General features: G+C 66.4%; 23 protein-coding genes. 9 read left to right on the top strand and 14 right to left on the bottom strand.

Annotated elements, in window-relative coordinates:
* Positions 1 to 33: 33 nt before the first annotated feature.
* Genes pcaG through CYD53_RS26840 form a run of 4 tightly spaced genes read right to left on the bottom strand, consistent with a single transcriptional unit; the run spans position 34 to position 2961 of the window.
* Entirely contained in the window at positions 34 to 627 is a 594-nt protein-coding gene (gene pcaG, locus CYD53_RS26855) for a protocatechuate 3,4-dioxygenase subunit alpha (RefSeq protein ID WP_103721161.1), read from the bottom strand.
* Positions 617 to 1327 carry a protocatechuate 3,4-dioxygenase subunit beta gene (pcaH, locus tag CYD53_RS26850; RefSeq protein ID WP_103721160.1) on the bottom strand — a complete coding sequence of 237 codons (711 nt, stop codon included), beginning with the start codon at positions 1325 to 1327 and terminating at the stop codon, positions 617 to 619. Before pcaH ends, pcaG begins: the two co-directional genes overlap by 11 nt.
* Complete coding sequence (locus CYD53_RS26845) at positions 1324 to 2097, bottom strand: CoA-transferase subunit beta (RefSeq protein ID WP_103721159.1); 774 nt, start codon at positions 2095 to 2097, stop codon at positions 1324 to 1326. The genes pcaH and CYD53_RS26845 overlap by 4 nt, the downstream gene beginning before the upstream one ends.
* 6 nt (positions 2098 to 2103) lie before the next feature.
* Positions 2104 to 2961, bottom strand: coding sequence for a CoA transferase subunit A (locus tag CYD53_RS26840; RefSeq protein ID WP_103721158.1), 858 nt, complete (start codon positions 2959 to 2961; stop codon positions 2104 to 2106).
* An 82-nt stretch (positions 2962 to 3043) separates the two neighbouring features.
* Between CYD53_RS26840 and CYD53_RS26835 the strand changes: the two genes are divergently transcribed.
* A complete protein-coding gene (locus CYD53_RS26835) occupies positions 3044 to 3811 on the top strand; it encodes an IclR family transcriptional regulator domain-containing protein (protein ID WP_103721157.1) in 768 nt (255 codons plus the stop codon).
* A 35-nt stretch (positions 3812 to 3846) separates the two neighbouring features.
* Positions 3847 to 4731, top strand: coding sequence for an aldose epimerase family protein (locus CYD53_RS26830; protein WP_181012045.1), 885 nt, complete (start codon positions 3847 to 3849; stop codon positions 4729 to 4731).
* 77 nt (positions 4732 to 4808) lie between these two features.
* Here the strand turns inward: CYD53_RS26830 and CYD53_RS26825 are convergent, their stop codons facing one another.
* Complete coding sequence (locus tag CYD53_RS26825) at positions 4809 to 5441, bottom strand: L,D-transpeptidase (protein ID WP_103721155.1); 633 nt, start codon at positions 5439 to 5441, stop codon at positions 4809 to 4811.
* Between the two features lie 244 nt (positions 5442 to 5685).
* Here CYD53_RS26825 and CYD53_RS26820 point away from each other — a divergent pair, with 244 nt between their 5' ends.
* Positions 5686 to 6525, top strand: a complete 840-nt coding sequence (locus CYD53_RS26820) for an alpha/beta hydrolase family protein (RefSeq protein ID WP_103721154.1) — start codon at positions 5686 to 5688, stop codon at positions 6523 to 6525.
* Positions 6526 to 6548: 23 nt separating this feature from the next.
* Here CYD53_RS26820 and CYD53_RS26815 read toward each other — a convergent pair whose 3' ends face one another.
* The 5 genes from CYD53_RS26815 to CYD53_RS26795 form a co-directional block, all read right to left on the bottom strand.
* Positions 6549 to 7394, bottom strand: a complete 846-nt coding sequence (locus tag CYD53_RS26815; protein ID WP_103721153.1) for an aldo/keto reductase — start codon at positions 7392 to 7394, stop codon at positions 6549 to 6551.
* Between the two features lie 55 nt (positions 7395 to 7449).
* A complete protein-coding gene (locus tag CYD53_RS26810) occupies positions 7450 to 8772 on the bottom strand; it encodes a bifunctional folylpolyglutamate synthase/dihydrofolate synthase (RefSeq protein WP_103721152.1) in 1323 nt (440 codons plus the stop codon).
* A gap of 32 nt (positions 8773 to 8804) precedes the next feature.
* The gene (gene accD / locus CYD53_RS26805) at positions 8805 to 9701 is read right to left on the bottom strand and encodes an acetyl-CoA carboxylase, carboxyltransferase subunit beta (protein ID WP_103721151.1); all 897 of its coding nucleotides are present in this window, start codon (positions 9699 to 9701) and stop codon (positions 8805 to 8807) included.
* Between the two features lie 28 nt (positions 9702 to 9729).
* The gene (gene trpA / locus CYD53_RS26800; RefSeq protein WP_103721150.1) at positions 9730 to 10572 is read right to left on the bottom strand and encodes a tryptophan synthase subunit alpha; all 843 of its coding nucleotides are present in this window, start codon (positions 10570 to 10572) and stop codon (positions 9730 to 9732) included.
* Between the two features lie 72 nt (positions 10573 to 10644).
* Positions 10645 to 11031: a DUF488 domain-containing protein gene (locus CYD53_RS26795; RefSeq protein WP_103721149.1), complete on the bottom strand. Its 387-nt coding sequence runs from the start codon at positions 11029 to 11031 to the stop codon at positions 10645 to 10647.
* A gap of 105 nt (positions 11032 to 11136) precedes the next feature.
* Between CYD53_RS26795 and CYD53_RS26790 the strand changes: the two genes are divergently transcribed.
* A complete protein-coding gene (locus CYD53_RS26790) occupies positions 11137 to 11382 on the top strand; it encodes a type II toxin-antitoxin system Phd/YefM family antitoxin (RefSeq protein ID WP_103721148.1) in 246 nt (81 codons plus the stop codon).
* Positions 11379 to 11837, top strand: a complete 459-nt coding sequence (locus CYD53_RS26785; RefSeq protein WP_103721147.1) for a PIN domain-containing protein — start codon at positions 11379 to 11381, stop codon at positions 11835 to 11837. Before CYD53_RS26790 ends, CYD53_RS26785 begins: the two co-directional genes overlap by 4 nt.
* Positions 11838 to 11844: 7 nt before the next feature.
* On the opposite strand, the gene CYD53_RS26780 is transcribed toward CYD53_RS26785, so the two are convergent.
* Genes CYD53_RS26780 through CYD53_RS26770 form a run of 3 tightly spaced genes read right to left on the bottom strand, consistent with a single transcriptional unit; the run spans position 11845 to position 14537 of the window.
* Complete coding sequence (locus tag CYD53_RS26780; protein WP_181012044.1) at positions 11845 to 12570, bottom strand: SIMPL domain-containing protein; 726 nt, start codon at positions 12568 to 12570, stop codon at positions 11845 to 11847.
* A gap of 31 nt (positions 12571 to 12601) precedes the next feature.
* On the bottom strand, positions 12602 to 13849 hold the full coding sequence (gene trpB / locus CYD53_RS26775; RefSeq protein ID WP_103721145.1) for a tryptophan synthase subunit beta: 1248 nt from the start codon (positions 13847 to 13849) through the stop codon (positions 12602 to 12604).
* Between the two features lie 13 nt (positions 13850 to 13862).
* Entirely contained in the window at positions 13863 to 14537 is a 675-nt protein-coding gene (locus tag CYD53_RS26770; RefSeq protein ID WP_103721144.1) for a phosphoribosylanthranilate isomerase, read from the bottom strand.
* Positions 14538 to 14639: 102 nt separating this feature from the next.
* Here CYD53_RS26770 and CYD53_RS26765 point away from each other — a divergent pair, with 102 nt between their 5' ends.
* Together CYD53_RS26765 and typA are read left to right on the top strand one after the other, a co-directional pair.
* Positions 14640 to 15926, top strand: a complete 1287-nt coding sequence (locus tag CYD53_RS26765) for a TAXI family TRAP transporter solute-binding subunit (protein WP_103721143.1) — start codon at positions 14640 to 14642, stop codon at positions 15924 to 15926.
* A gap of 300 nt (positions 15927 to 16226) precedes the next feature.
* The gene (typA, locus tag CYD53_RS26760) at positions 16227 to 18050 is read left to right on the top strand and encodes a translational GTPase TypA (RefSeq protein WP_103721142.1); all 1824 of its coding nucleotides are present in this window, start codon (positions 16227 to 16229) and stop codon (positions 18048 to 18050) included.
* A 77-nt stretch (positions 18051 to 18127) separates the two neighbouring features.
* Here typA and CYD53_RS26755 read toward each other — a convergent pair whose 3' ends face one another.
* Positions 18128 to 18967: a universal stress protein gene (locus CYD53_RS26755; protein ID WP_103721141.1), complete on the bottom strand. Its 840-nt coding sequence runs from the start codon at positions 18965 to 18967 to the stop codon at positions 18128 to 18130.
* Between the two features lie 408 nt (positions 18968 to 19375).
* Here CYD53_RS26755 and CYD53_RS26750 point away from each other — a divergent pair, with 408 nt between their 5' ends.
* Together CYD53_RS26750 and CYD53_RS26745 are read left to right on the top strand one after the other, a co-directional pair.
* Positions 19376 to 20224 carry a universal stress protein gene (locus CYD53_RS26750; protein ID WP_103721140.1) on the top strand — a complete coding sequence of 283 codons (849 nt, stop codon included), beginning with the start codon at positions 19376 to 19378 and terminating at the stop codon, positions 20222 to 20224.
* Between the two features lie 113 nt (positions 20225 to 20337).
* Positions 20338 to 21276, top strand: a complete 939-nt coding sequence (locus CYD53_RS26745; protein ID WP_103721139.1) for an aldo/keto reductase — start codon at positions 20338 to 20340, stop codon at positions 21274 to 21276.
* Positions 21277 to 21495 lie beyond the last annotated feature (219 nt).

The raw sequence follows: 21495 nt of genomic DNA, 5'->3' as shown, positions 1-21495 counted from the left end.
ACATGTCCCGGGGCCGCCTACGCGCGGAAGGCCTCAAGCCTCGAAGAACACCGTCTCACCCTCGCCTTGCAAGCGGATATCGAAGCGGAAAACACCATCCGCGCCGCGCTGGGCGATCAGCGTGTCGCGCCGCCCGGCCGGTACCAGGGCCAGGATCGGATCGGAGGCGTTGCCCGGCTCGTCGGAGAAGTAGATCCGGGTCGCGAGCCTGACCAGCACGCCGCGCGCGAAGACCGAGACGCTGAGATGGGGCGCCTGCTGCGTGCCATCCGCTCCCTGCAGCGCGCCGGGTTTGACGGTCTCGAAGAAGAAACCGCCTTCCGTATTCGTCTCGGCGCGGCCGAAGCCGGTAAAGCCGGCATTGCCGGCGGCATGGAAGCGCCCCTGCGGATCGGCCTGCCAGGTCTCGATCATGGCATCGCCCACGGGCACGCCATCGCCGTCGAAGACCGTGCCTTCGATGCGGATACGCTCGCCGGCGACGCCCTCGGCCGCGACCTGTTCGGTGGCGAGCTCCGACCCGCCATAGGCGCGCGGCGTCAAGGCGTAGGCGAAGAAGGGGCCGATCGTCTGCGACGGGGTCAAACCGGGTTTGGTCTCAGTGGTCAGCTTGGTCTCAGTGGTCATGGGGCTCTTCCAGCGGCGTCGCATTGCGGCCGCGCAGGACGATGTCGAACTGGTAGGCAAGCGCCCATTCCGGTTCGGTGGTCTCGATGTCGAAGCGTGAGACCAGCCGGTTGCGCGCATTCTCGTCGGTGATCGACTGGAAAATCGGATCGTATCTGAACAGCGGATCGCCCGGAAAATACATCTGCGTGATCACGCGCGAGAGGAAGCTCGGCCCGAATAGCGAGAAATGGATATGGGCCGGCCGCCAGGCATTGTGGTGGTTGCGCCAGGGATAGGCGCCGGGCTTGACCGTGACGAAGCGATAGCGCCCCTGCGCATCGGTCAGGGCCCGGCCCGCGCCGGTGAAATTCGGATCGAGCGGGGCCGGATGCTGGTCGCGGACATGGACATAGCGCCCGGCGGCATTGGCTTGCCAGATCTCGACCAGCGTATGCGGCACCGGCCGCCCGTCCTCGTCGAGCACGCGGCCGGTCACGATGATGCGCTCGCCCAGCGGCTCGCCCGCATGCTGGCGCGTGAGGTCAGTGTCGGTCTCGTTGACCGCGACATGACCGAAGACCGGCCCGGTCGTTTCCGACAGCGTGTGCGGCAGCAGGATCAGGGGCTGCGCAGGGGCGCGCTTCAAGGTGGATTTGTACTCGGGCGAGGCGTTGAGGGGATGCGCCTTCAGACTCTCGCGCGGATAGATCAGGCTCATGCCGCCACTCCGTGAGCTTGCTTGGTGCGGATGTGCAGATCGCGCAGCACCGCCAGTTCCTGCGCCGATGCTGCGGGAGTCTCCGCCAACTCGGCTGCGAAGCGCAAGGGCCAGCCGCAGCCGGCCTGAACCTGCTCGCGCGTGACGCCCGGATGCAGCGAGACCACGGTCAGCTCCGAGGTCTCGGGATCCGGCTCCATCACGCAGAGATCGGTGATGATCTTGGTCGGCCCCCTCGTCTTCAGGCCGAGCTTGGCGCGGTCACCCTTGCCCGTGCCGTGGCCGAAGGAGGTGATGAAGGGCAGCGTCTCGACGAAAGCGCGCGAGCCCATCGCCATGGTGATGAAGATCTGACCGCAATGGATCGCGATCTCAGGTGCGCCACCGCCGCCGGGCAGACGCACTTTCGGCGCGTCATAGGGACCGACGACCGTGGTGTTGAGATTGGCGAAACGGTCGATCTGCGCGCCGCCAAGGAAACCGATGGTGATGCGCCCGCCCTGCAGCCAGTAGCGGAACATCTCCGGCACCGAGACGGTGGTCAAGGCGGTATCACAGAGCTCGCCGTCGCCGATCGAGAGCGGCAGCACGGTCGGCCGCGTCGAGAGCGTGCCGGATTCGTAGATCAGCGTGATCTTCGGCGCATGGGTCAAACGCGCGAGGTTGCAGGCGGCCGAGGGCGCGCCGATGCCGACGAAGCAGACATCCTCATTCGTCAGCAGCCGGGCGGCGGCGATCGTCATCATCTCGGTGGGGGTCGCGGTCATCATGATCCCTCACGCGGCCTGCCGGGACGGGCGGGCATGCTGTGCGAAGGCATCAGGCCCCTTTTCCAGCACATTCGCCTTGATCCAGGCCAAAAACGTCTCGCGCTCACGGGCGATCTTGTCCCAGGCGATGTAGAAATCATTGGCACGCTTGTAGTAGCCCTGCGCGTAGGAGGGGTAGGCGCCGCCCGGGACATGGGCGATCGCGGTCACCGTCCAGGCCGGCAGGATCACGGCATTGGCGTTGCGCGGTCCGAAATCCTCGACGATCTCCTCGACCGTGACGAGCGAGCGCTTGGCTGCCAGCACCGCCTCCTTCTGCACGCCGACGATACCCTCCAGCAGGACATTGCCCTCGCGATCGGCCTTGAGCGCATGGATGATCGCGGCATCGGGGCGGATCGCCGGCACCGTCGCCAGCACCTCCCCGGTATAGGGGCAGGTCACGGATTTGATCTTCGGATTGACCTTGGGCAGGTCGACGCCCTTGTAGCCGCGGAAGACCGCGAAGGGCAGGTTCGCCGCGCCCGCCTCATAGGCGTTGGCCATGGCCGCGTGGCTGTGCTCCTCGATCTCGAGCTTGTGCGGCCAGCCATTCTCGACCGCGTCGCGGAAGCGGTGCAGCGAGCCGACGCCGGGATTGCCGCCCCAGGAGAAGACGAGCCTCTCGGCGCAGCCCATCCCGATCATCTGATCATAAACCAGGTCCGGCGTCATGCGGATCAGGGTCAGGCGCTTGCGGGCCTGGCGGATCGCCTCATGGCCCGCCGCATGCGGGATCAGATGGGTGAAACCCTCCATCGCGACGGAACAGCCATCGCTCAGGACCGCCTCGATCCCTTGGGCAAGGGAGACGAATTCAGCCACCTTGACATCTCCTCAATATGTGCGTTAATCGCACATTGTTCTGATAATCGCACTTTAGGACGCACAGCAAAGACGGTCAAGCATGGCGAGCACAGCACCGGACCGCGACCATATGGCGGCCCTGGAAAAGGGGCTGGCGGTGATCGAATGCTTCGACGCGATCCACGACAAGCTCACCATCGCCGATGTCGCCCGAGCGACCGACCTGTCCCGCGCCGCCGCGCGGCGCTGCCTGCTGACCCTGGCGAAGATCGGCTACGCGGAGTTCGACGGCAAGTTCTTCCGCCTGACGCCGCGCGTGCTGCGTCTCGGCTATGCCTGGCTCGCCTCGACGGCGCTGCCGCAGCTGGTTCAACCGTTCCTGGAGCGGCTCTCCGAAGAGACCCACGAATCCTCATCCGCTTCGCTGCTCGACGGGCATGAGATCGTCTACATCGCCCGCTCCGCACAAAGGCGGATCATGTCGGTGGGCCTCTCCGTCGGCAGCCGGCTGCCGGCCTTCTGCTCCTCGATGGGCCGCGTGCTGCTGGCGGCCCTACCGCCAGAGGAGGCGCAGGCGCGCATTCTCGCGGGCAAGTCGCGCGCGCTGACGCCACGCACGATTACCGAGATTTCGCAACTGATGCTGATCCTGGCGCGGGTGCGGGCGCAGGGCTATTGCCTCGTCGACCAGGAACTCGAACTGGGCCTGGTCTCGCTGGCGATGCCGCTCGTCAACGCGCGCGGCGAGGTCGTCGCGGCCTTCAACCTGTCGGGCCAGGCGCAGCGCAATTCCGCCGAGGCGATGGCCGAGGCCTTTCTGCCGAGAATGCGCGCGATGCAGGCGATACTGCAGCCGTTGATCAAATGAACCCAAGTGATCAAACGAACCCAGGCGAGATCGCAATGCTGGAACTGTCGACGGGCCCCTTCACCGCCCGTATCACCCCCGAGATCGGTGGGATCGTCACGGCGCTCGAGTGGCGCGCTCCGGACGGAAGGCGGCACAAGCTGCTGCATGCGCCCGACGGGGCTGTGCCCACGACCGCACATTCCAACATGTTCGGCACATGGGCGATGGTGCCTTTCGCCAACCGTGCCTTCGATTGCCTGGTCGATGATGGCGAGCGCGCCTTCTCCGTCCCGGCCAATGACCGCAGCGGCAACATCCACGGTTTCGGCCGGCAATCGGCCTGGAATGTCCTGGGGAAGACCCAAGGCCATACCGTGCTGGAACACCGCCGGACGGAAGGCCCGGATCCCTATCGCTACCGCGCGACGCAAGCCGTCGCGCTCGACGACGCCGGTATGACCATCACGATGGCCGTCACCAACGAGGCCGATACGGCACTACCTTACGGAATCGGCCATCATCCTTGGTTTCCCTGCGCGCCCGACACACGGCTGGGTATGACCGCAGCGGGCGCGCTCGTCTTCGGCGAGGCTTTTCGCGCAACGGGCTCGGCGCTGTTCAGCGATGGCGGCCCCTATGCGGAGAAGCCGGTTTTCGCGCGGGATCACGAGACCGCCTGGAGCCTGCTCGGCTGGAATGGCGTGGCGCGCATCGAGACGCCCTCGACGGGCCTCGCGATCACGCTCACCGCCAGCGAGAATTTCAGCTTCCCGGTGGTCTGGGCCCCGCTCGGTGCGGATTTCCTCTGCGTCGAGCCGCAAAGCCACGCGATCGGCTCACCCAGCGAAGCGGCGGCGCGAGCCGTCTCGCCGCTGACGCGGCTGCAGCCGGGCGAGACCCTGGAAGGCTGGCTGCGGATCGTGCCGGAGACGCTTTGAGCCGGCAGCCGGGCGCAAGATCACGATTCTCATTGCGAAAAACCGGTACCCACTTTTCCGCGCAACGCTCTAGCCGCTCAGCGCCAGCGCTGGTTGGGATAGTAGGGCTGATAGCCAAAAGCATCCACCGGTAGCGCCGGGCGCAGGAAGATCTGCTCGCGAGCGGCGTTCCAGCTCGGGGCCTTGCGGCTCTGCGCGACGGCGGCACGTTCCCTGGCCTTCGCCTTGGCGAGCTTGGACTTGGCGCCGCCCGACGCCTTGGCGAATTGCGAGAGCCCGTCATCGGCCGTGCCGTTCAGCGCGATACGCGTCTGGCCGGCGCCATGCTTCTTCACCAGCGCGAAGAACTTCGCGGCATTGGCGGTGTGCAGGCGGATGCAGCCATGCGAGGCCGGGCGACCGAGCGCCCCGACGGCATTGGTGCCATGAATGGCATAGCCGCCGCGGAAGAAGACCGCATAGGGCATGGCCCCGCCATATTTCCGCGAATACCAGCTCTTCTCCAGCCGGGTCGGCCGGTAGACGCCGTTGGGCGAGCGGAAACCCTTGCGGCCCGAGGAGATCGCCCAGTTGTAAACTTCGCCATCGGTCGTCGTGACCTGCATGCGCTGGGCAGCGATATCGACCTTCACCGAGACTCCGGCTCGAGCCGTGGCGATACCGGCAAACGATAGGAACAAGACGGCCAGGATGCCGAGAACGCGACGCATCACACCACTCCGAAAAACGCGACTGTTGGATCTTTCGGCATTGTCGGGCGCAAGGCTCCGCCGCCATTGCCTGCAGGAAACGCCGCAGCTGGCCCAGCTGTAAAGCGCAAAGACGAATTGTGGTTTCCACGATCCCGAGATGGCCCCTCCAGACCCGATGAGCCGCCTTGGCACAAGGCGAGCTTTTGACGGCGACGCCGGGAGCCGACAGCATGGGGGCTTCTCCGACCGTCCGGACCTTGCCATGCCGTCACGCTCGCCTTGCCGCCTTGCTCGCCATCTCCTTGTCCTCGGCTTGCTCCTGCTCCCCTTCGCGGCGCAGGAGGTCCGCGCCGTCGAGACCTTGAGGACCTCGGTCGGCGGAAGCGAGATCGCCGTCCATCTCTATGTCCCGGACGGGCAGGGCCCGTTTCCGGTGCTGATCCTGTCGCATGGCAGCCCGCGCAAGCCCTCGGCACGCGCCAAATTCGGCGAGGCGACGCTGGCCGCCATCGCCAAGACCTTCATGGCGCGCGGCGTGCTCGTCGCCGTGCCGATCCGGCGCGGCTATGGCGGCGAGGGAAGCGGTTGGGCCGAGGGTTATGGCCGCTGCGAGAGCGCGGACTATTATGGCGGCGGCCTGGCGACCGCCCAGGATATCCGCGCCGCCGCCAGCGCCGTGAGGGACCGGCCCGACGCAGACCCGCGCCGGTTGGTCTATATGGGCGTCTCGGCCGGCGGCTGGGGCTCGATCGCCGCCGCAACTTACCGCGATTCCGGCCTGCTCGGCGTGGTCAATTTCGCCGGCGGACGCGGCTCGCGCGGCCCCAACGATGTCTGCTCGGAAGAGGCGCTGATCTCCGCCGCCGGGCGCTATGGCGGTCATGCCCGCACGCCGGAGCTCTGGCTCTACAGCAGCAACGATCTCTTCTTCGGCCCCGATCTGGCCAAGCGCCTGCACTCCGCCTTCACCGCTGCTGGCGGCAAGGCGCGCTTCGTGTCCGCTCCGGCCTATGGCCAAGACGGCCATGGCTACATCAATGCCGTCGGCTCCTGGCGCGGCGAGGTCGAGGGATTTTTGCGCGGCATCGGGTTCATGCGCTGAGGTCTGTGCCTCGGCGCCGACAGCTACAACATCGGCAGCGTGCGCGGCTTTGGCCCGCGCGGCAGGGCGGCATCGATGCGGGCGATCTCGGCCTCGCTCAGGCGCAGGGGCAGCGCGCCCGCATTATCCTCGACATGATTGACCCTGGCCGCTTTCGGGATGGCGAAGACCGAGGGCTGCCGCGTCAGGAATGCCAGCGCGACCTGCCGGGCGCTCGCCCCATGCGCCGCCGCGACCTCCGCCAGGACCTTGCCCCCGACGCTGGTGGATGGCGGGAAGTCATCCTGCCCGAACGGGCTATAGGCCGTAACCGCGACACCGTTGCGCTCGCACCACGGGATCACCGCATGCTCGATCGCCCGTTCGCGCAGATGGTACAGGACCTGATTGCAGGCGATGCGGCCCGGCCCTGCCACTTCGAGCGCCTCGTCGAGGTCGTCGACATCGAAATTGCTGACGCCCCAGGACAGGATCTTGCCCTCCTCACACAGCGCCTCGAACGCCGCGAAGGTCTCCTCCAGCAGGTAAGAGCCGCGCCAATGCAGCAGGTAGCAGTCGAGCCGGTCGGTCTTGAGGCGCCTGAGCGAGCGCTCGCAGGCGCTGCGCGTCCCGGCTTTCGAAGCGTTGTGCGGCAGCACCTTAGAGACGAGGAAGACCTCGTTGCGCCGGCCCGCGAGCGCCTCCGCGATGATCTCCTCGGAGCGACCCGAGCCGTACATCTCGGCGGTGTCGACATGGCTCAGGCCGAGATCGAGCCCGCGCCGCAGAGCCGAGATCGCTCCCGCCTTGTCCGCGAGCTCGATGTTCCAGGTGCCCTGGCCGATGATCGGAATCGCACGGCTGCCGGCTCCAAATGGCTGCTGGGTCATGGCTCGCTCCGTCTTGTTCCGGCGATGATTGGGCAGAATTGAAGCGGGTACGCCTTCACACCGGCGGCGTGCCATTGGCCGAGAGCACCTCGCCCGCCAGATAGAGCGAGCCGCAGATCAGAATGCGTGGCGGGGCCGACCAGCTCCGATTGCCGATTTCGTGCAAGGCCTGCTCGACGGAGCCCGCGACCTCGGCCTTGAGCCCAGCCTCGCGCGCCAGGCTCGCCACCTCCTCGGCCGGGCGCGCGGCAAGCGTATTCTGAATCGGTACGGCGAAAAGCGTCTGCGCCAAGCCCTTGAAATGACTGAGCGTCGCCTTGGCGTCCTTGGTCGAGAGCAGGCCCGTGATCATGACCAGCGGGGCGGGATTGCGATCGGCGAGATCGGCCATCGCCTGGGCCAGAACACGCCCACCATCGGGATTGTGGCCGCCATCGAGCCAGAGTTCGGCGCGGGCGGGGATGAGCTCGGCGAGCTTGCCGCGCGCCAGCCGCTGCAGCCGCGCCGGCCAGTCAGCCTCCAGCATGCCCTGCTCGAAGGCCCGCGCCGGAAGGCCACCATAGCCGGCGGCGCGCAGGGCGGCGATCGCCGTGCCGGCGTTTACATGCTGGTGCCGCCCCGCGAGGCGCGGCAAGGGCAGATCGAGCAGGCCGTCGCCGTCCTCATAGACAAGGCGCCCACCATCCTCATGGACGTTGAAATCCTGAGCGCCGATCAGGATGCGCGAGGCGCCGACGCGCTCGGCCGTGGCCTCCAGCACCGCCGTCGGCTCAGGCTCCTGCGGCGCGATCACCGCCGGCGCGCCGCGCTTGAAGATGCCGGCCTTCTCGGCGGCGATCTTGGTCACGGTGTCGCCGAGATATTCGGCATGGTCGAGCGAGACCGGCGTCACCACCGTGCAGGCGGGGTGGGCGATGACATTGGTCGCATCGAAGCGGCCGCCCAGCCCGACTTCGAGCAGCACGACATCCGCCTTGTGCTCGGAAAACAGCAGCAAGGCCGCAGCGGCGGTGATCTCGAAGAAGGTGATGGCATCACCGGCGTTGATGCGCTCGCAGCGCTCCAGCGCCTCGACCAGCACGGCCTCGTCGACGAAACGCCCGCCGCCGGGCGCGCCGATGCGGATGCGCTCGTGGAAACGCACCAGATGCGGCGAGGTGTAGACATGGACGCTGAGGCCCGCAGCCTCCAGGATCGCCCGCATGAAGGCGATGGTAGAGCCCTTGCCATTGGTCCCGGCGACATGGATCACCGGCGGCAGGCGCTTCTGCGGATCGCCGAGGCGCTCCAGCAAGGTCAGGATACGCCCGAGCGAGAGATCGATCAGCTTGGGATGCAGCGCGAGGAAGCGCGCCAGCAGCGTGTCGGACGACCCCATCTCGGTTCAGGGCCTCCCGCCCATGCGCGTCTTCAGACGGCCTCGGCGACCGGCAGCGGCGGCTTCACGGCGCCATCCGGCGCGGGCTGCTTCGTCAGCAGCCGCCCAAGCCGGGCCAGCGTCGCCGGAATCTCATGGCGGTGCACCACCATATCGACCATGCCATGGTCCTTGAGGTATTCGGCGCGCTGAAAGCCGTCGGGCAGTTTCTCGCGAATGGTCTGCTCGATCACGCGCGGACCGGCAAAGCCGATCAGCGCGCCGGGCTCGGCGATATGGATGTCGCCCAGCATCGCGTAGGAGGCCGTCACACCGCCTGTGGTCGGGTTGGTCAGTACCACGAAATAGGGCAGGCCGGCATTGCGCAGCATGCGCACCGCCACGGTGGTGCGGGGCAATTGCATCAGCGAGAGGATGCCCTCCTGCATACGGGCGCCGCCCGAGGCGGCGAAGACGACATAAGGCGTCTTCTTCTCGAGCGCGGTCTCGGCGCCCCTGATGAAGGCCTCTCCCGCCGCCATGCCGAGCGAGCCGCCCATGAAGTGGAAATCCTGCACGGCGAGCGTCATCGCCAGGCCCTGGACGCGGCCGTAACCGACCTTGAAGGCGTCGATCGCGCCGGTCTTGGCGCGGGCGTCCTTGAGCCGGTCGATATAGCGCTTCTCGTCGCGGAACTTCAGCGGGTCGATCGCGACATCGGGCAGGGCGACGTCGAGCCATTTGCCCTCGTCGAAGGTCAGGCGCAGCCGATCGGTCGCGGTGACCCGCATATGATGGTCGGAGCCGGGGATGACGAAGCCATTGGCCTCGACATCCTTGTGGAAGACCATCTGTCCGGAATCCGGGCATTTGATCCAGAGATTCTCCGGGCTCTCGCGCTTGAACAGCGTCTTGATCCGCGGCCGAACGACTTCGGAAATCCAGTTCATGGATTCGTCCTCAACAGTACTGGCAGGGTCAGGCGGCGGCCCCGGCGGCCGAGCGGACGCCGGCTGCGAGCTCGGAGACGAGCGAGGTGACAGCTGAAACCGTCTTTTCCGTGGCCTTGCCCTGAGCATCCAATGAAAGCCTGATGCGCTCGACCAGCGACGAGCCGACGACGACGCCATCCGCGCCCTTGGCGATCGCCGCCGCATCAGCCGCCGTCTTGACGCCGAAACCGACGGCCACCGGCAGGTCGGTATGGCGCTTGATCCGCGCGACGGCTTCTCCGACCGCGTCGTAATTGGCGATCGTGCCGCCGGTGACGCCCGTCATCGAGACATAATAGACGAAGCCGGAGGTATTCTGCAGCACTTTCGGCAGGCGCTTGTCGTCCGTCGTCGGGGTGGCGAGGCGGATGAAGTTGACCCCCGCCGCCAACGCCGGCAGGCAGAGCTCGGCATCTTCCTCGGGCGGCAGATCGACCACGATCAGGCCATCGACGCCGGCCGCCTTCGCATCGCTCAGGAAGCGCTCGACGCCATAGACATAGATCGGGTTGTAGTAGCCCATCAGCACGATCGGCGTGTCATGTCCGGTCGCACGGAACGCCTCGACCATGGCGAGCGTCTTCTTCAAGGTCTGGCCGGCCTTGAGCGCGCGCTGCCCCGCAAGCTGGACCGGGATGCCGTCGGCCATCGGATCGGTGAAGGGCACGCCGAGCTCGATGATGTCGGCGCCTGCCGCGGGCAGCGCATGGAGGATCGCGCTCGCTGTGTCGAAATCCGGGTCGCCGGCGGTGACGAATGTCACCAACGCGGCGCGCCCTTCGGCGGCGCAAGTGGCGAAACGGGTCTGGATGCGGGTCTGGCCGGTCATTGTCATGGGCCTGCGGTTAGCATGACGGGCGCGGGCTGGCGAGAGGGGATGCGCTGGCCGGGCCCGAGGACCTCAAGCGATCGAAGCGCCACGATCGGCGAGGAGTTGGCGCAGGACCGAGCGATGGCACCGCGCTTCCTGCTCGCAATAGCAGCCGATCGAGAAGCGCCCGCTATGGGAGAGCGCGGCGAGCAGATCGAGTGTGCGGCGTGGCGCCGGCTCGTCCATTTCGGCGCGGAAGGCGCGGACGAAGCCATGCCATTCCACCTCGCTCTCTGCGTTCAGTGCCGATTTCACCAGTTCGGGACTGGGCGAAAGCTCCGGAAACCAGACGTCGAACCAGTCATCGGCCGCATAACGCTCCTTGCGGACGCCGCGCGGCGGCCGGCGCACGGTGCCGATCCGTGTGCCCTCATCGGGAAGACGGGGTGTGCCGAGACGGACGATACGGATGCTCATGCGGCCTGAAATAGCATGCGTTTCCCGGGCCGGAAAAGCGGCTTCAGCTTGCGAACGATCGGGAGCGGGTATAAAGTAGTAATATCACTACTTTTGGAGGCGGCCATGGTGAAATCGGTCTCGGCCGCGCAGGCCAATCGCGAATTCTCGAAGCTGATGAAGCTCGCCGAGAGTGGCGAGGATGTCATCGTGACCTCGCATGGGAAACCGAAGGTCAGGATCGTGCGCGTGGAGGACGGCGAGGACGAGGCTCATCGGCGCCAACGGGCGTTTGACGCGCTGACGGAACTGCTGAGGAGCAGACCCATCCTCAATCTGCCCAGAGCAACACGAGACGATATGTACGAATGACCGCGCTGGTCGCTCTCGATACCAATATCCTCGTCTATGCGGCCGGCCTCAATGATGGTCTGCGCTTCAAGGCAGCCGATGCAATCCGCATTGCTCTCGGTCCCGATCGAACACTGATCGCAACCCAGGTCCTAGGCGAATTTTTCAACGTCCTGGTCGGCAAATTTCGCCAGGAACGGTCATTTGCGCGCCGCGCTTGCGAATTATGGATGCAGAGCGCGACCATAAGGGCTCCAGAAGCGAACTCGTTCGCGCGCGCCTTTGAACTTGCGACAGAGCAGCACTTCCAGATTTGGGACGCGCTCATTCTCGTCACCGCAGCCGAGGCCGGCTGCAGGATCCTTGTCTCCGAGGACATGCAGCACGGCTTCGTTCATCGCGGCGTGACCGTGGTGAATCCGTTCGCCGAACCGCCGCACCCGCTATTGGCGGATGCCCTGCGTCACGCGGGTTGATCGTCGGCTACTTCTCGATGCGCCAGACGGTGCGCAATGCGGCACTGACCGTGACCTCACCCGGCTCGACCTGGATCGGCGCGGCGCCCGCCGCCATGCGATAGGCCCGCACATCGCCCATCGGCCTGGAGGGAGGCTCGGCCTCGGCCTCGACGATCGAGACGAGCTCGCCGAGCTTCACGCCGAGCTTACCGGCATAGAGCTCCGCACGGGCCCGCGCGCTCTCGGCCGCCTTGACGCGCGCCGCATCCTTGGCCTTGCCCTCATCGGCGAGGCCGAAGCTGATGCCGGACATGTCGTTGGCGCCGGCAGCGACCAGCGCATCGATCAAGGGCCCGGCCTTGACGATGTCGCGCAGGATCACAGTGATGCCGGTGCGCGCCTCATAGCCGTCGATCCTGGGCGCCCGCGGCTGCGGCGAGGAGGACGCCGAGGGTTGGGTCAGACGCGGCGTCAGCGCGACCTGCGAGGTCGAGAGATCGGCAGGCGCGACGCCCGCCGCCTTGACCGCCTCGACCAGCCTGGCCAGCGCCGGCGTGTTCTTGGCCAGGGCCTCCGCCGCGGTCTTGCCTTCGCTGACCACGCCGGCCTGGATCGTCGCGAGATCCGGCTTCACCCGGACTTCGCCTTCGGTGCGGATGACGACGCCTTCGGCGGCGGCCGCATCGCGGTTCTGAGCCTGCGCCTGGCCCGAAAGGGCCAGCATAGCCGCGAACAGGATCGCCTTCTTCATCATCTGTTCCTTCCCAGCAGTCCGGTGCAGCTCAGCGCGCCGCCAGAATCTCCGCCACTTGCGGGATATCCTTGTCGCCGCGCCCGGAGAGGTTGACCACCATCAGATGGTCCTGCGGCTTCTTCGGGGCGAGATCGGCGACGCGCGCGAGCGCATGGGCCGTCTCCAATGCGGGAATGATGCCCTCCAGCTTCGAGATCAGCTGGAACGCCTCCAGCGCCTCTTCGTCGGTGGCCGAAAGATAGGTCGCCCGCCCGACATCATGCAGCCAGGAATGCTCGGGGCCGATGCCGGGATAGTCGAGCCCGGCCGAGATCGAATGCGCGTCCTTGATCTGGCCATCCGCATCCATCAGCAGATAGGTGCGGTTGCCATGCAGGACGCCCGGCGCGCCGCCGGTCAAGGAGGCCGCGTGAAGGCCGGTCGGGATGCCGTGGCCGGCCGCCTCGACGCCATAGATCTCGACGCTGGGATCGTCGAGGAAGGGATGGAACAGGCCCATCGCATTCGAGCCGCCGCCAATGCAGGCGATCAACGAATCCGGCAGGCGGCCTTCCAGCTCCTGCATCTGCTCGCGCGTCTCCTTGCCGATGATCGACTGGAAATCGCGCACCATGGCGGGATAGGGATGCGGACCCGCGACAGTGCCGATGCAGTAGAAGGTGTTGGCGACATTGGTGACCCAGTCGCGCAGCGCCTCGTTCATCGCGTCCTTGAGTGTCTTGGTGCCCGACTCGACCGGGACGACGGTCGCGCCCAGCATCTGCATGCGGAAGACGTTGGGCGCCTGGCGTGCGACATCGACCGCGCCCATATAGACGATGCATTCCAGGCCATAGCGGGCGCAAAGCGTGGCAGTCGCGACGCCATGCTGGCCGGCGCCGGTCTCGGCAATGATGCGCTTCTTGCCCATGCGCCGCGCCAGCAGGATCTGGCCGAGCACATTGTTGACCTTGTGGGAACCGGTATGGTTCAGCTCCTCGCGCTTCAGATAGATTTTTGCGCCACCCGAAAGGCCTGAGGCCGCCGCCTTGTCGCGAAAATGCGCGGTCAGGCGCTCGGCGTAGTAGAGTGGTGAGGGCCGGCCGACATAATGCTTCAAGCCATAGGCCGTCTCGGCATGATAGGCGGGGTCGGCCTTGGCGGCCTCATAGGCCTGTTCGAGCTCCAGGATCAGCGGCATCAGCGTCTCGGCGACGAAGCGGCCGCCGAACATCCCGAAGCGGCCGTTCTCGTCCGGGCCGGAGCGGTAGGTGTTCGGGGTATGGGGCGCGTTCATGTCCGGCTTGCCTCTATGGTCTCAAACTCTGCGCACCGGCCCGTGCCGCCGCGATGAAATCCCTGATCCGGCCGGCATCCTTGACGCCCGGCGCGGTTTCGACGCCCGAGGAGACGTCGACCCCGGCGGGTCGCGTGATGCGGATCGCCTCGGCGACATTGGCCGGATCGAGCCCGCCCGATAACATGAAGCGCAAGCCGGGGTCGAGTTCGGCAAGCAGGCTCCAGTCGAAGGGCCGGCCATGGCCGCCGGGATAGGCGGCATCCTTGGGCGGCTTGGCGTCGAGCAGGATGCGGTCGGCGACGCCGCGATGAGCTTCGACCGCTGCAAGATCCTCCCTGCCCGCGATACCCAGCGCCTTCAACACGGGCAGACCGGTCGCGGCCTTGAGGGCGCGCAGCTGCTCCGGCGTCTCCCGGCCATGCAGCTGCAGCCAGTCCGGTTTCACCGCTTCGACCAGGCTCATGGCCTGCGTCTCATCCCAATCGACGATCAGGGCCACGATCGCCGCCCGCCCTCGGGCCATGGCAGCCAGCGCCGTTGCCTGCTCGATTGTGACGAAGCGTGGGCTTTTGGGGTGGAAGTTGAGGCCGATCATGTCGGCGCCGGCGTCGAGCGCGACAGCCAGCGTCTCCGGCGTCGAGAGGCCGCAGATCTTCACGGCAAATCTATCGTTATGGTCGTTCATGGGTTCGCTCTAGCACGATCCCGGGCACCGCCGCACTTGCGACATGATCGCCCGTGAGAGCATCCTGCATGGACGCAACGGAATGGGGCGGATCGATTGAGGATGGGGCGGCGCGGCTTTACGGCTCTGGCGGGGTTACTGGCGGTCTTTGGCGTCACGGCGTCCGTTTTCTACTTCGTCAGCCAGCCCAAGACACTGCGCCTGGCCGTCGGACCGCTGGGCTCGGAGGATGCGCGCATGGCGGCAGGCTTCGTCCAGGGGCTCAACCGCGAGAAATCGTCCCTGCGCATCCGGCTCGTGCTGACCGAAGGCTCGGAGGAAAGCGCCAAGAAGCTCGATGACGGCCTGGCCGACCTTGCGATCGTGCGCCCCGACATCGCGCTACCCGCCCAGGGCGACACGGCCCTGATCACGCGCCGCTCCTTCCCCTTCATCATCACCACCAAGGCAAGCGGGATCGGGCGCATCGCCGATCTGCGCGGCCGCAGGATCGGCGTCGCGCGCAATCCGGCCGGGAATATCGTGCTGCTCCAGCGCGTCCTGGCGCAATACGAAGTCAGACCCAGCGAGGTCGAGATCGTCGGGCTGACGCCGGACGAGATCGTGCCCTTCGTCAGGGAAGGGCGCATCGACGCCTTCTTCTCGATCAATGCCGTCGGCTCGCTGGCGAATAATGACGGCATCAACCGCCTGCGCTCCGCCTGGGGCGAGGATCCCATGCTGATCCCGATCCGCGAGGCCGAGGCGATCAAGGCGCGCTACCGCTCGATCGAGACCGGTGAGATCGTGCGCGGCGCGCTCGGCGGCGACCCGCCCCGCCCTTCCGAGAACCTGCCGACGATCTCCGTCACCTCGCGCTTGATGGCCTCGCAGAATCTCGACGACAATCTCGTCGGCCAGGTGGTCAAGGAACTGCTGGCGCTGCGATTGACGCTTGCGGCCGAGCTGCCCTCGATCCAGGGGCTGGAAACGCCCTCCACCGACAAGGACGCGCCGCTCTCGGTCCATTCCGGCGCAGCTGCCTTCATCGACGGCGAGCAGGAAACCTTCTTCGAGCGCTATGGCGACTGGTTCTATCTCGGCGTGATGGGTCTCTCCATGCTGGGCACTGGCGGGGCCGCCATTCTGGGCCAGGAAAGCGCGGCGCGCCGCCGCCGGGCCATGTCGGGGCTCGACGAATTGCTGGCGCTGCTGCCGGTGATCCGCACCTGTTCCGACGAGATCGAACTGGCGCGGCTCGACCGCGACGCCGACACGATCCTGACTCGCGTGCTCAGCGATTTCGCCAAGGGCGACCTCGACGGTTCGGGGCTGGCCGCCTATCGGCTGGTGATGGATCAGGTCGGGCGCGCGGTCGCGGAGCGGCGCCTGGCCCTGGTCGACGCATAGCGCGCCGCCCTGCCGTATCAGAGCCGATATCGTCCTTGGCCCGATGCTGGAGGGCTTTGATCTTGCCTCGGCGTGTCCCGGGCAACCGGCTCTCGCTCTTGGGGCCGACGCGCAAAGAGCCGGGCGCGAAAAACCGGCTCCCGCTTTCCTCATCATGCTGTTGCGCGCGAGCAAAGGTTGCCCAAACGGCCTTCAGCGTTTATGTGCAGCGCAGCGAATTCCAGTTTCCTCATGAACGGGCTGCGCCGGCAGGGCTTTGACCTGGCCGGCTTGCGGTCTTGAAACAAGGCCCTTACCCGCATGTCCATGCGCAATATCGCCATTATCGCCCACGTCGACCACGGCAAAACCACGCTCGTCGACAAGTTGCTGCAGCAGTCGGGCACCTACCGCGACAACCAGCGCGTGATCGAGCGCGTGATGGATTCCAACGAGCTCGAGAAGGAGCGCGGCATCACCATCCTGGCCAAGGCGACCTCGGTCGTCTGGAAGGATACGCGCATCAACATCGTCGACACCCCAGGCCACGCCGATTTCGGCGGCGAGGTCGAGCGCATCCTGAACATGGTCGACTCGGCCATCGTGCTGGTCGATGCGGCCGAGGGTCCGATGCCGCAGACCAAGTTCGTGGTCTCCAAGGCATTGAAGCTCGGCCTGCGCCCGATCGTGGCGATCAACAAGGTCGACAAGCCCGACGCCCGCGTCACCGAAGTCATCAACGAGGTCTTCGACCTGTTCGCGGCGCTCGATGCCAGCGACGAGCAGCTCGACTTCCCGATCCTCTACGGCTCGGGCAAGCAGGGCTGGATGGCGCATGATCCCGCCGGCCCGCAGGATCAGGGCCTCGCCCCGATGTACGACCTCATCCTGAGCCATGTGCCGGAGCCGCGCATCGAGGAAGGCCCGTTCCGCATGCTCGGCACACTCCTCGAAGCCAACCCCTATCTCGGCCGCATCATCACCGGCCGCGTCGTCTCGGGCTCGGCCAAGCCGAACCAGATGATCAAGGTGCTGTCGGGCGACGGCTCGCTGGTCGAAACCGGCCGCATCACCAAGATCCTCGCCTTCCGTGGTCTCGAGCGCACGCCGATCGAGGAAGCCATCCCGGGCGATATCGTCTCCATCGCCGGCCTGGTGAAGGGCTCGGTCGCCGACACCTTCTGCGATCCGTCCGTCGAGACCGCGATCAAGGCGCAGCCGATCGACCCGCCGACCGTGTCGATGACCTTCATGGTCAATGATTCCCCCCTCGCCGGCACCGAGGGCGACAAGGTCACCACCCGCGTCATCCGCGACCGGCTGTTCAAGGAGGCCGAGGGCAATGTCGCGCTGAAGATCGAGGAGGCTGCCGACAAGGACAGCTACATCGTCTCCGGCCGCGGCGAATTGCAGCTCGCCATCCTGATCGAGCAGATGCGTCGCGAGGGCTTCGAGCTCGGCGTCTCGCGTCCGCGCGTCGTGCTGAAGCGCGACGAGGCCGGCCAGCTGCTGGAGCCGATCGAGGAGGTCATCATCGACGTCGACGAGGAGCATTCCGGCGTCGTCGTGCAGAAGATGTCGGAGCGCAAGGCCGATATGCTGGAGATGCGTCCCTCGGGCGGCAATCGCCTGCGGCTCGTGTTCCACGCCCCGACGCGCGGCCTGATCGGCTATCAGGGCGAATTGCTGACCGACACGCGCGGCACCGCGATCATGAACCGGCTGTTCCACGACTATCTGCCCTATAAGGGCGAGATCGGCGGGCGCCGCAACGGCGTGTTGATCGCGATGGAGACCGGCGAGGCCGTGGCCTATGCGCTGTGGAACCTCGAGGATCGCGGCCCGATGATGATCGAGCCCGGCTGGAAGGTCTATCAGGGCATGATCGTCGGCGAGCATACCCGCGAGAACGATCTCGAAGTGAACGTGCTCAAGGGCAAGAAGCTCACCAACATCCGCACAACCTCGAAGGACGAGGCGGTGCGCCTGACGCCGCCGATCCGGATGACGCTGGAGCGTTCGCTGGCCTGGATCGACGATGACGAGCTCGTCGAGGTGACGCCGAAGTCGATCCGCCTGCGCAAGGCCGTGCTCGACCCCAACGAGCGCAAGCGCTCGCAGAAGCAGAAGCAGGAAGTGGCCTGAGCGGCCGGCTTCGAGAGACAAAGGGCGAGCCGCCAGGCTCGCCCTTTTTTTGTCGGGGCGGCTCGGCCACCGGCCGGTTAATGACTCATCAGGATCGGCAGCGGGCAGTCCTTCAAGAGGGACTGCGTTACCCCGCCGAGCAGCCATTCGCGCAGTCGCGAATGCTTATAGGCGCCGCAGACGATGAAATCGGCGCCGAATGCAGCTGCTTCCTGCCTGATCGTGCCCGCGACATCCTGCTTCGAGAGCACCACGTTCTTGACTGTGACCGAGGCGCCATGACGGGCCAGGTGCGGCGCGAGGTCCGCGCCCGCAATCAGGCTTGTCAGGTCTTTCTCACCGGTGACCGACAGGATCTCGACCTCCTCCGCCGCAGACAGGAAGGGCATGGCGTCGGCCACGGCCCGAGCGGCGGAAGCCCCGCCGTCCCATGCAATCACGATCCGCTTCGCCGAGAAGTGCTCGCTGGTCTCTGGAACGATCAGCACGGGTCGGCCGCTTTCGAAGAGCGCCGCCTCGATTAATCCGCGATCCCGCTGCACGGCATCCTTCTCCAGATCGAGAATGCTCAGATCGTGGACGCGGGCATAGGCGAGCAGCCTGTCGGTCAGGCTCGAATAGACGAGATGCGGGGTCTCGACCGTGCAAGTGACCCCGGCCAGATCGGCGCTACCCTTGGCATTGTCGGCAAACGCCTCGGCGAGCGCTGCGATCCGGCGATTTTCCGTGCCGATCAGCCTGGCTCCGAACTGGCCAACCAGCGAGGCCGGCACAGCATAGCGCATCGAGGCCACCTGGATGGTCAGGTGCGCCCTCGCCTGTTGCGATAGCGACACGGCGTAGGCCAGCGCCGCGCTGCGCTCGCCCCGGCCCTCTTCGGTGAAAGCGACAAAGACGCTCTTGATCGACTTGAGCATGTCCGGGTCTCCGTCTTCATGTCCTGGGCTCCGAGCTTGCCGCAAATGGCGCCGCCTGATCTTGCGCTGGATCAATCCGGACGCTGCGGATCGGTGGAAGACTGCCATCGCGATACAGGACTGGGATGGGCCTCGCCATGCTTCAACGCATCGAGCTTCACCGCGCGCGGGCGGAGCGTGTTGGGGCATCGACGACGACCACGCCTCGCGCGAGCACGACGAAAGCGGCTTCAGGCTCGAGCGTCGTCACTTTGCCACCGGCGAATACGCTCCAATCCGTGAGCGGGACGGCGAATCCCAGCCCTGGAAGTCCAATGCCGACCATCCGCTCGCAAGATCGTCGCAGCCGCGGCCCCAAACGGGATGATCCCGCCGGGACCCGCGTCGTCACATCCAGGAGATCGCCACATGCCCCAGACGAGCCCAGCCGCCGACGCCCGGCGCTATGCGGGCATCATCGCCCCCGTTCATCTCGGTGCCGGCTCGGAGCGGACGCTCAGGCTGGCGAACTCACTGGCGCAGAAGCTGTCCTGCCGGCTGATCGGTGTCGCTGCCAGGGACATCGAGCTGCCTTACTACGGCGACAGCACGGCCATGGCGAATGCGCTGCTGGCGGAAAACGCCCGCACGGTCGCGACGGAGGATCTGGCCAAGGCCGAGGCCCTGTTCCGGCGCGTCGTCGAGGGCAACGCCGCCGTTGAATGGCGTAGCGCTATCCGGGAACCGCGCGGTTTTGCGCTGACGCAGGCCCGCGCCGCGGATCTCATGGTGCTGGCACGGCAAGGGCCTGCCGATGAGGGCCAGGGCCGGATGGGCATCGAACCCGGTGATATGGTGATGAATCTCGGCCGCCCTGTGCTGGTGGTGCCGCCCGGTCTCTCGACCTTGTCGGCCAAGCGCATCGTCATCGCCTGGAAGGATACGCGCGAGGCGCGTCGCGCACTCTGGGATGCGCTGCCGCTGCTCGGCCGCGCCGACGTCGTCAGATTGCTCGCGGTCGGGGCCGATGCGGCAGAGCAGGGCACTCAGGATGTCTGCGATTACCTTGCACAGCACGGCATTGCCGCGCGCGCCGTATTGCGTCCCGATAGCGTGAAATACATCGTCGATGAGATCATCGAGCTGGCGCAGGACGAGGGAGCCGACCTGATCGTGGCCGGCGCCTATGGTCACAGCCGCGTGCATGAGTGGATTTTCGGCGGCGTGACGCATGATCTGCTCGAGACGACGCCGTTCTGCTGCCTGATGTCCCATTGAGAGGCTGGGCCGCCGGCCCTGCGCTGGGCGCAGCCCGAAAATGACGCGCAGCGCGGTTGTCGTGCCGCGCGGGCTCTGGTCCTGTGTGGCCCTTCCGGAGAAGGACCTTTGCCATGCTCACCCGCAATCTCGGCCGTTCCGGCCTGCGCGTTTCGCTCGTCGGCCTCGGCTGCAACAATTTCGGCGGCCGCATCGATGACGAGGCGGCGCGCAAGGTCGTCGATGCGGCGATCGAGCACGGCATCACCTTGTTCGACACTGCCGATGTCTACGGCGCGCGCGGGGGCTCCGAGACGGTGCTCGGCCAGCTTCTGGGCCCGCGGCGCAAGGACATCGTGCTCGCCAGCAAATTCGGCATGGACATGAACGATGCCGGCACGATGAAGGGCGGCTCGCGGCGCTACATCATGTCGGCGGTCGAGGCCTCGCTGCAGCGCCTCAAGACCGACTGGCTCGACCTCTACCAGTTCCACCGCGCCGACCCGCTGACGCCGATCGACGAAACGCTGCGTGCCCTCGAGGACATGATCCGCCAGGGCAAGGTCCGCTATATCGGCTGCTCCAACATGCCGGCCTGGCAGATGGCCAATGCGGAATGGACGGCGCGCGATCTCGGCATCAACGGATTCGCCTCCTGCCAGGACGAATACAGCCTGCTGGTGCGCGGCGCGGAGAAGGATCTGATTCCCGCCGCCCGCCATTTCGGCATGGGGCTGCTGCCGTATTTCCCGCTCGCGAACGGCTTGCTGACCGGCAAGTACAAGCGCAACGCGCCGATGCCGGAAGGCGCGCGCATGACCAGGGAAGCCCAGCGCGCCAACGAAGTTCTGACCGACGTCAACTGGGAGAGGACCGAGAAGCTCACCGCCTTCTGCGAGGCGCGCGGCAAAACGCTGGTCGAGCTCGCCTTTTCCTGGCTCGCCGCCCAGCCCGTCGTCTCCAGCGTCATCGCGGGCGCGACCAAGCCCGAGCAGATCGCCGCCAACGTCAAGGCGGCCGAATGGGCGCTGACGGCCGAGGAGCTGGCCGAGATCGACGCGATCACGAAGTGAGGTGAGGAAGCGCCCCTCGGGGATGCGGTGCGAGGAGAATGGGCATAGGTTTGGCGGGCGGGGATAAGTGAGGACGTTATCCCCGTCTCCGGAAAGGCGCGACGCCCTCTTCCCTTCTCCTCTGGCGGGAGAAGGTGGCGCGCAGCGCCGGATGAGCGGCTGTGTTGTTGGTCAAGGGTTTTGTGTTCGCCAGGGTGTGTTGTCTCTGACGATTGCGTT

The organism is Allobosea psychrotolerans (assembly GCF_002917105.1).
GTDB lineage: Bacteria > Pseudomonadota > Alphaproteobacteria > Rhizobiales > Beijerinckiaceae > Allobosea > Allobosea psychrotolerans.
The sequence above is the reverse complement of the archived record's forward strand: the minus strand, read 5'-3'. Positions and strand labels throughout refer to the sequence as shown.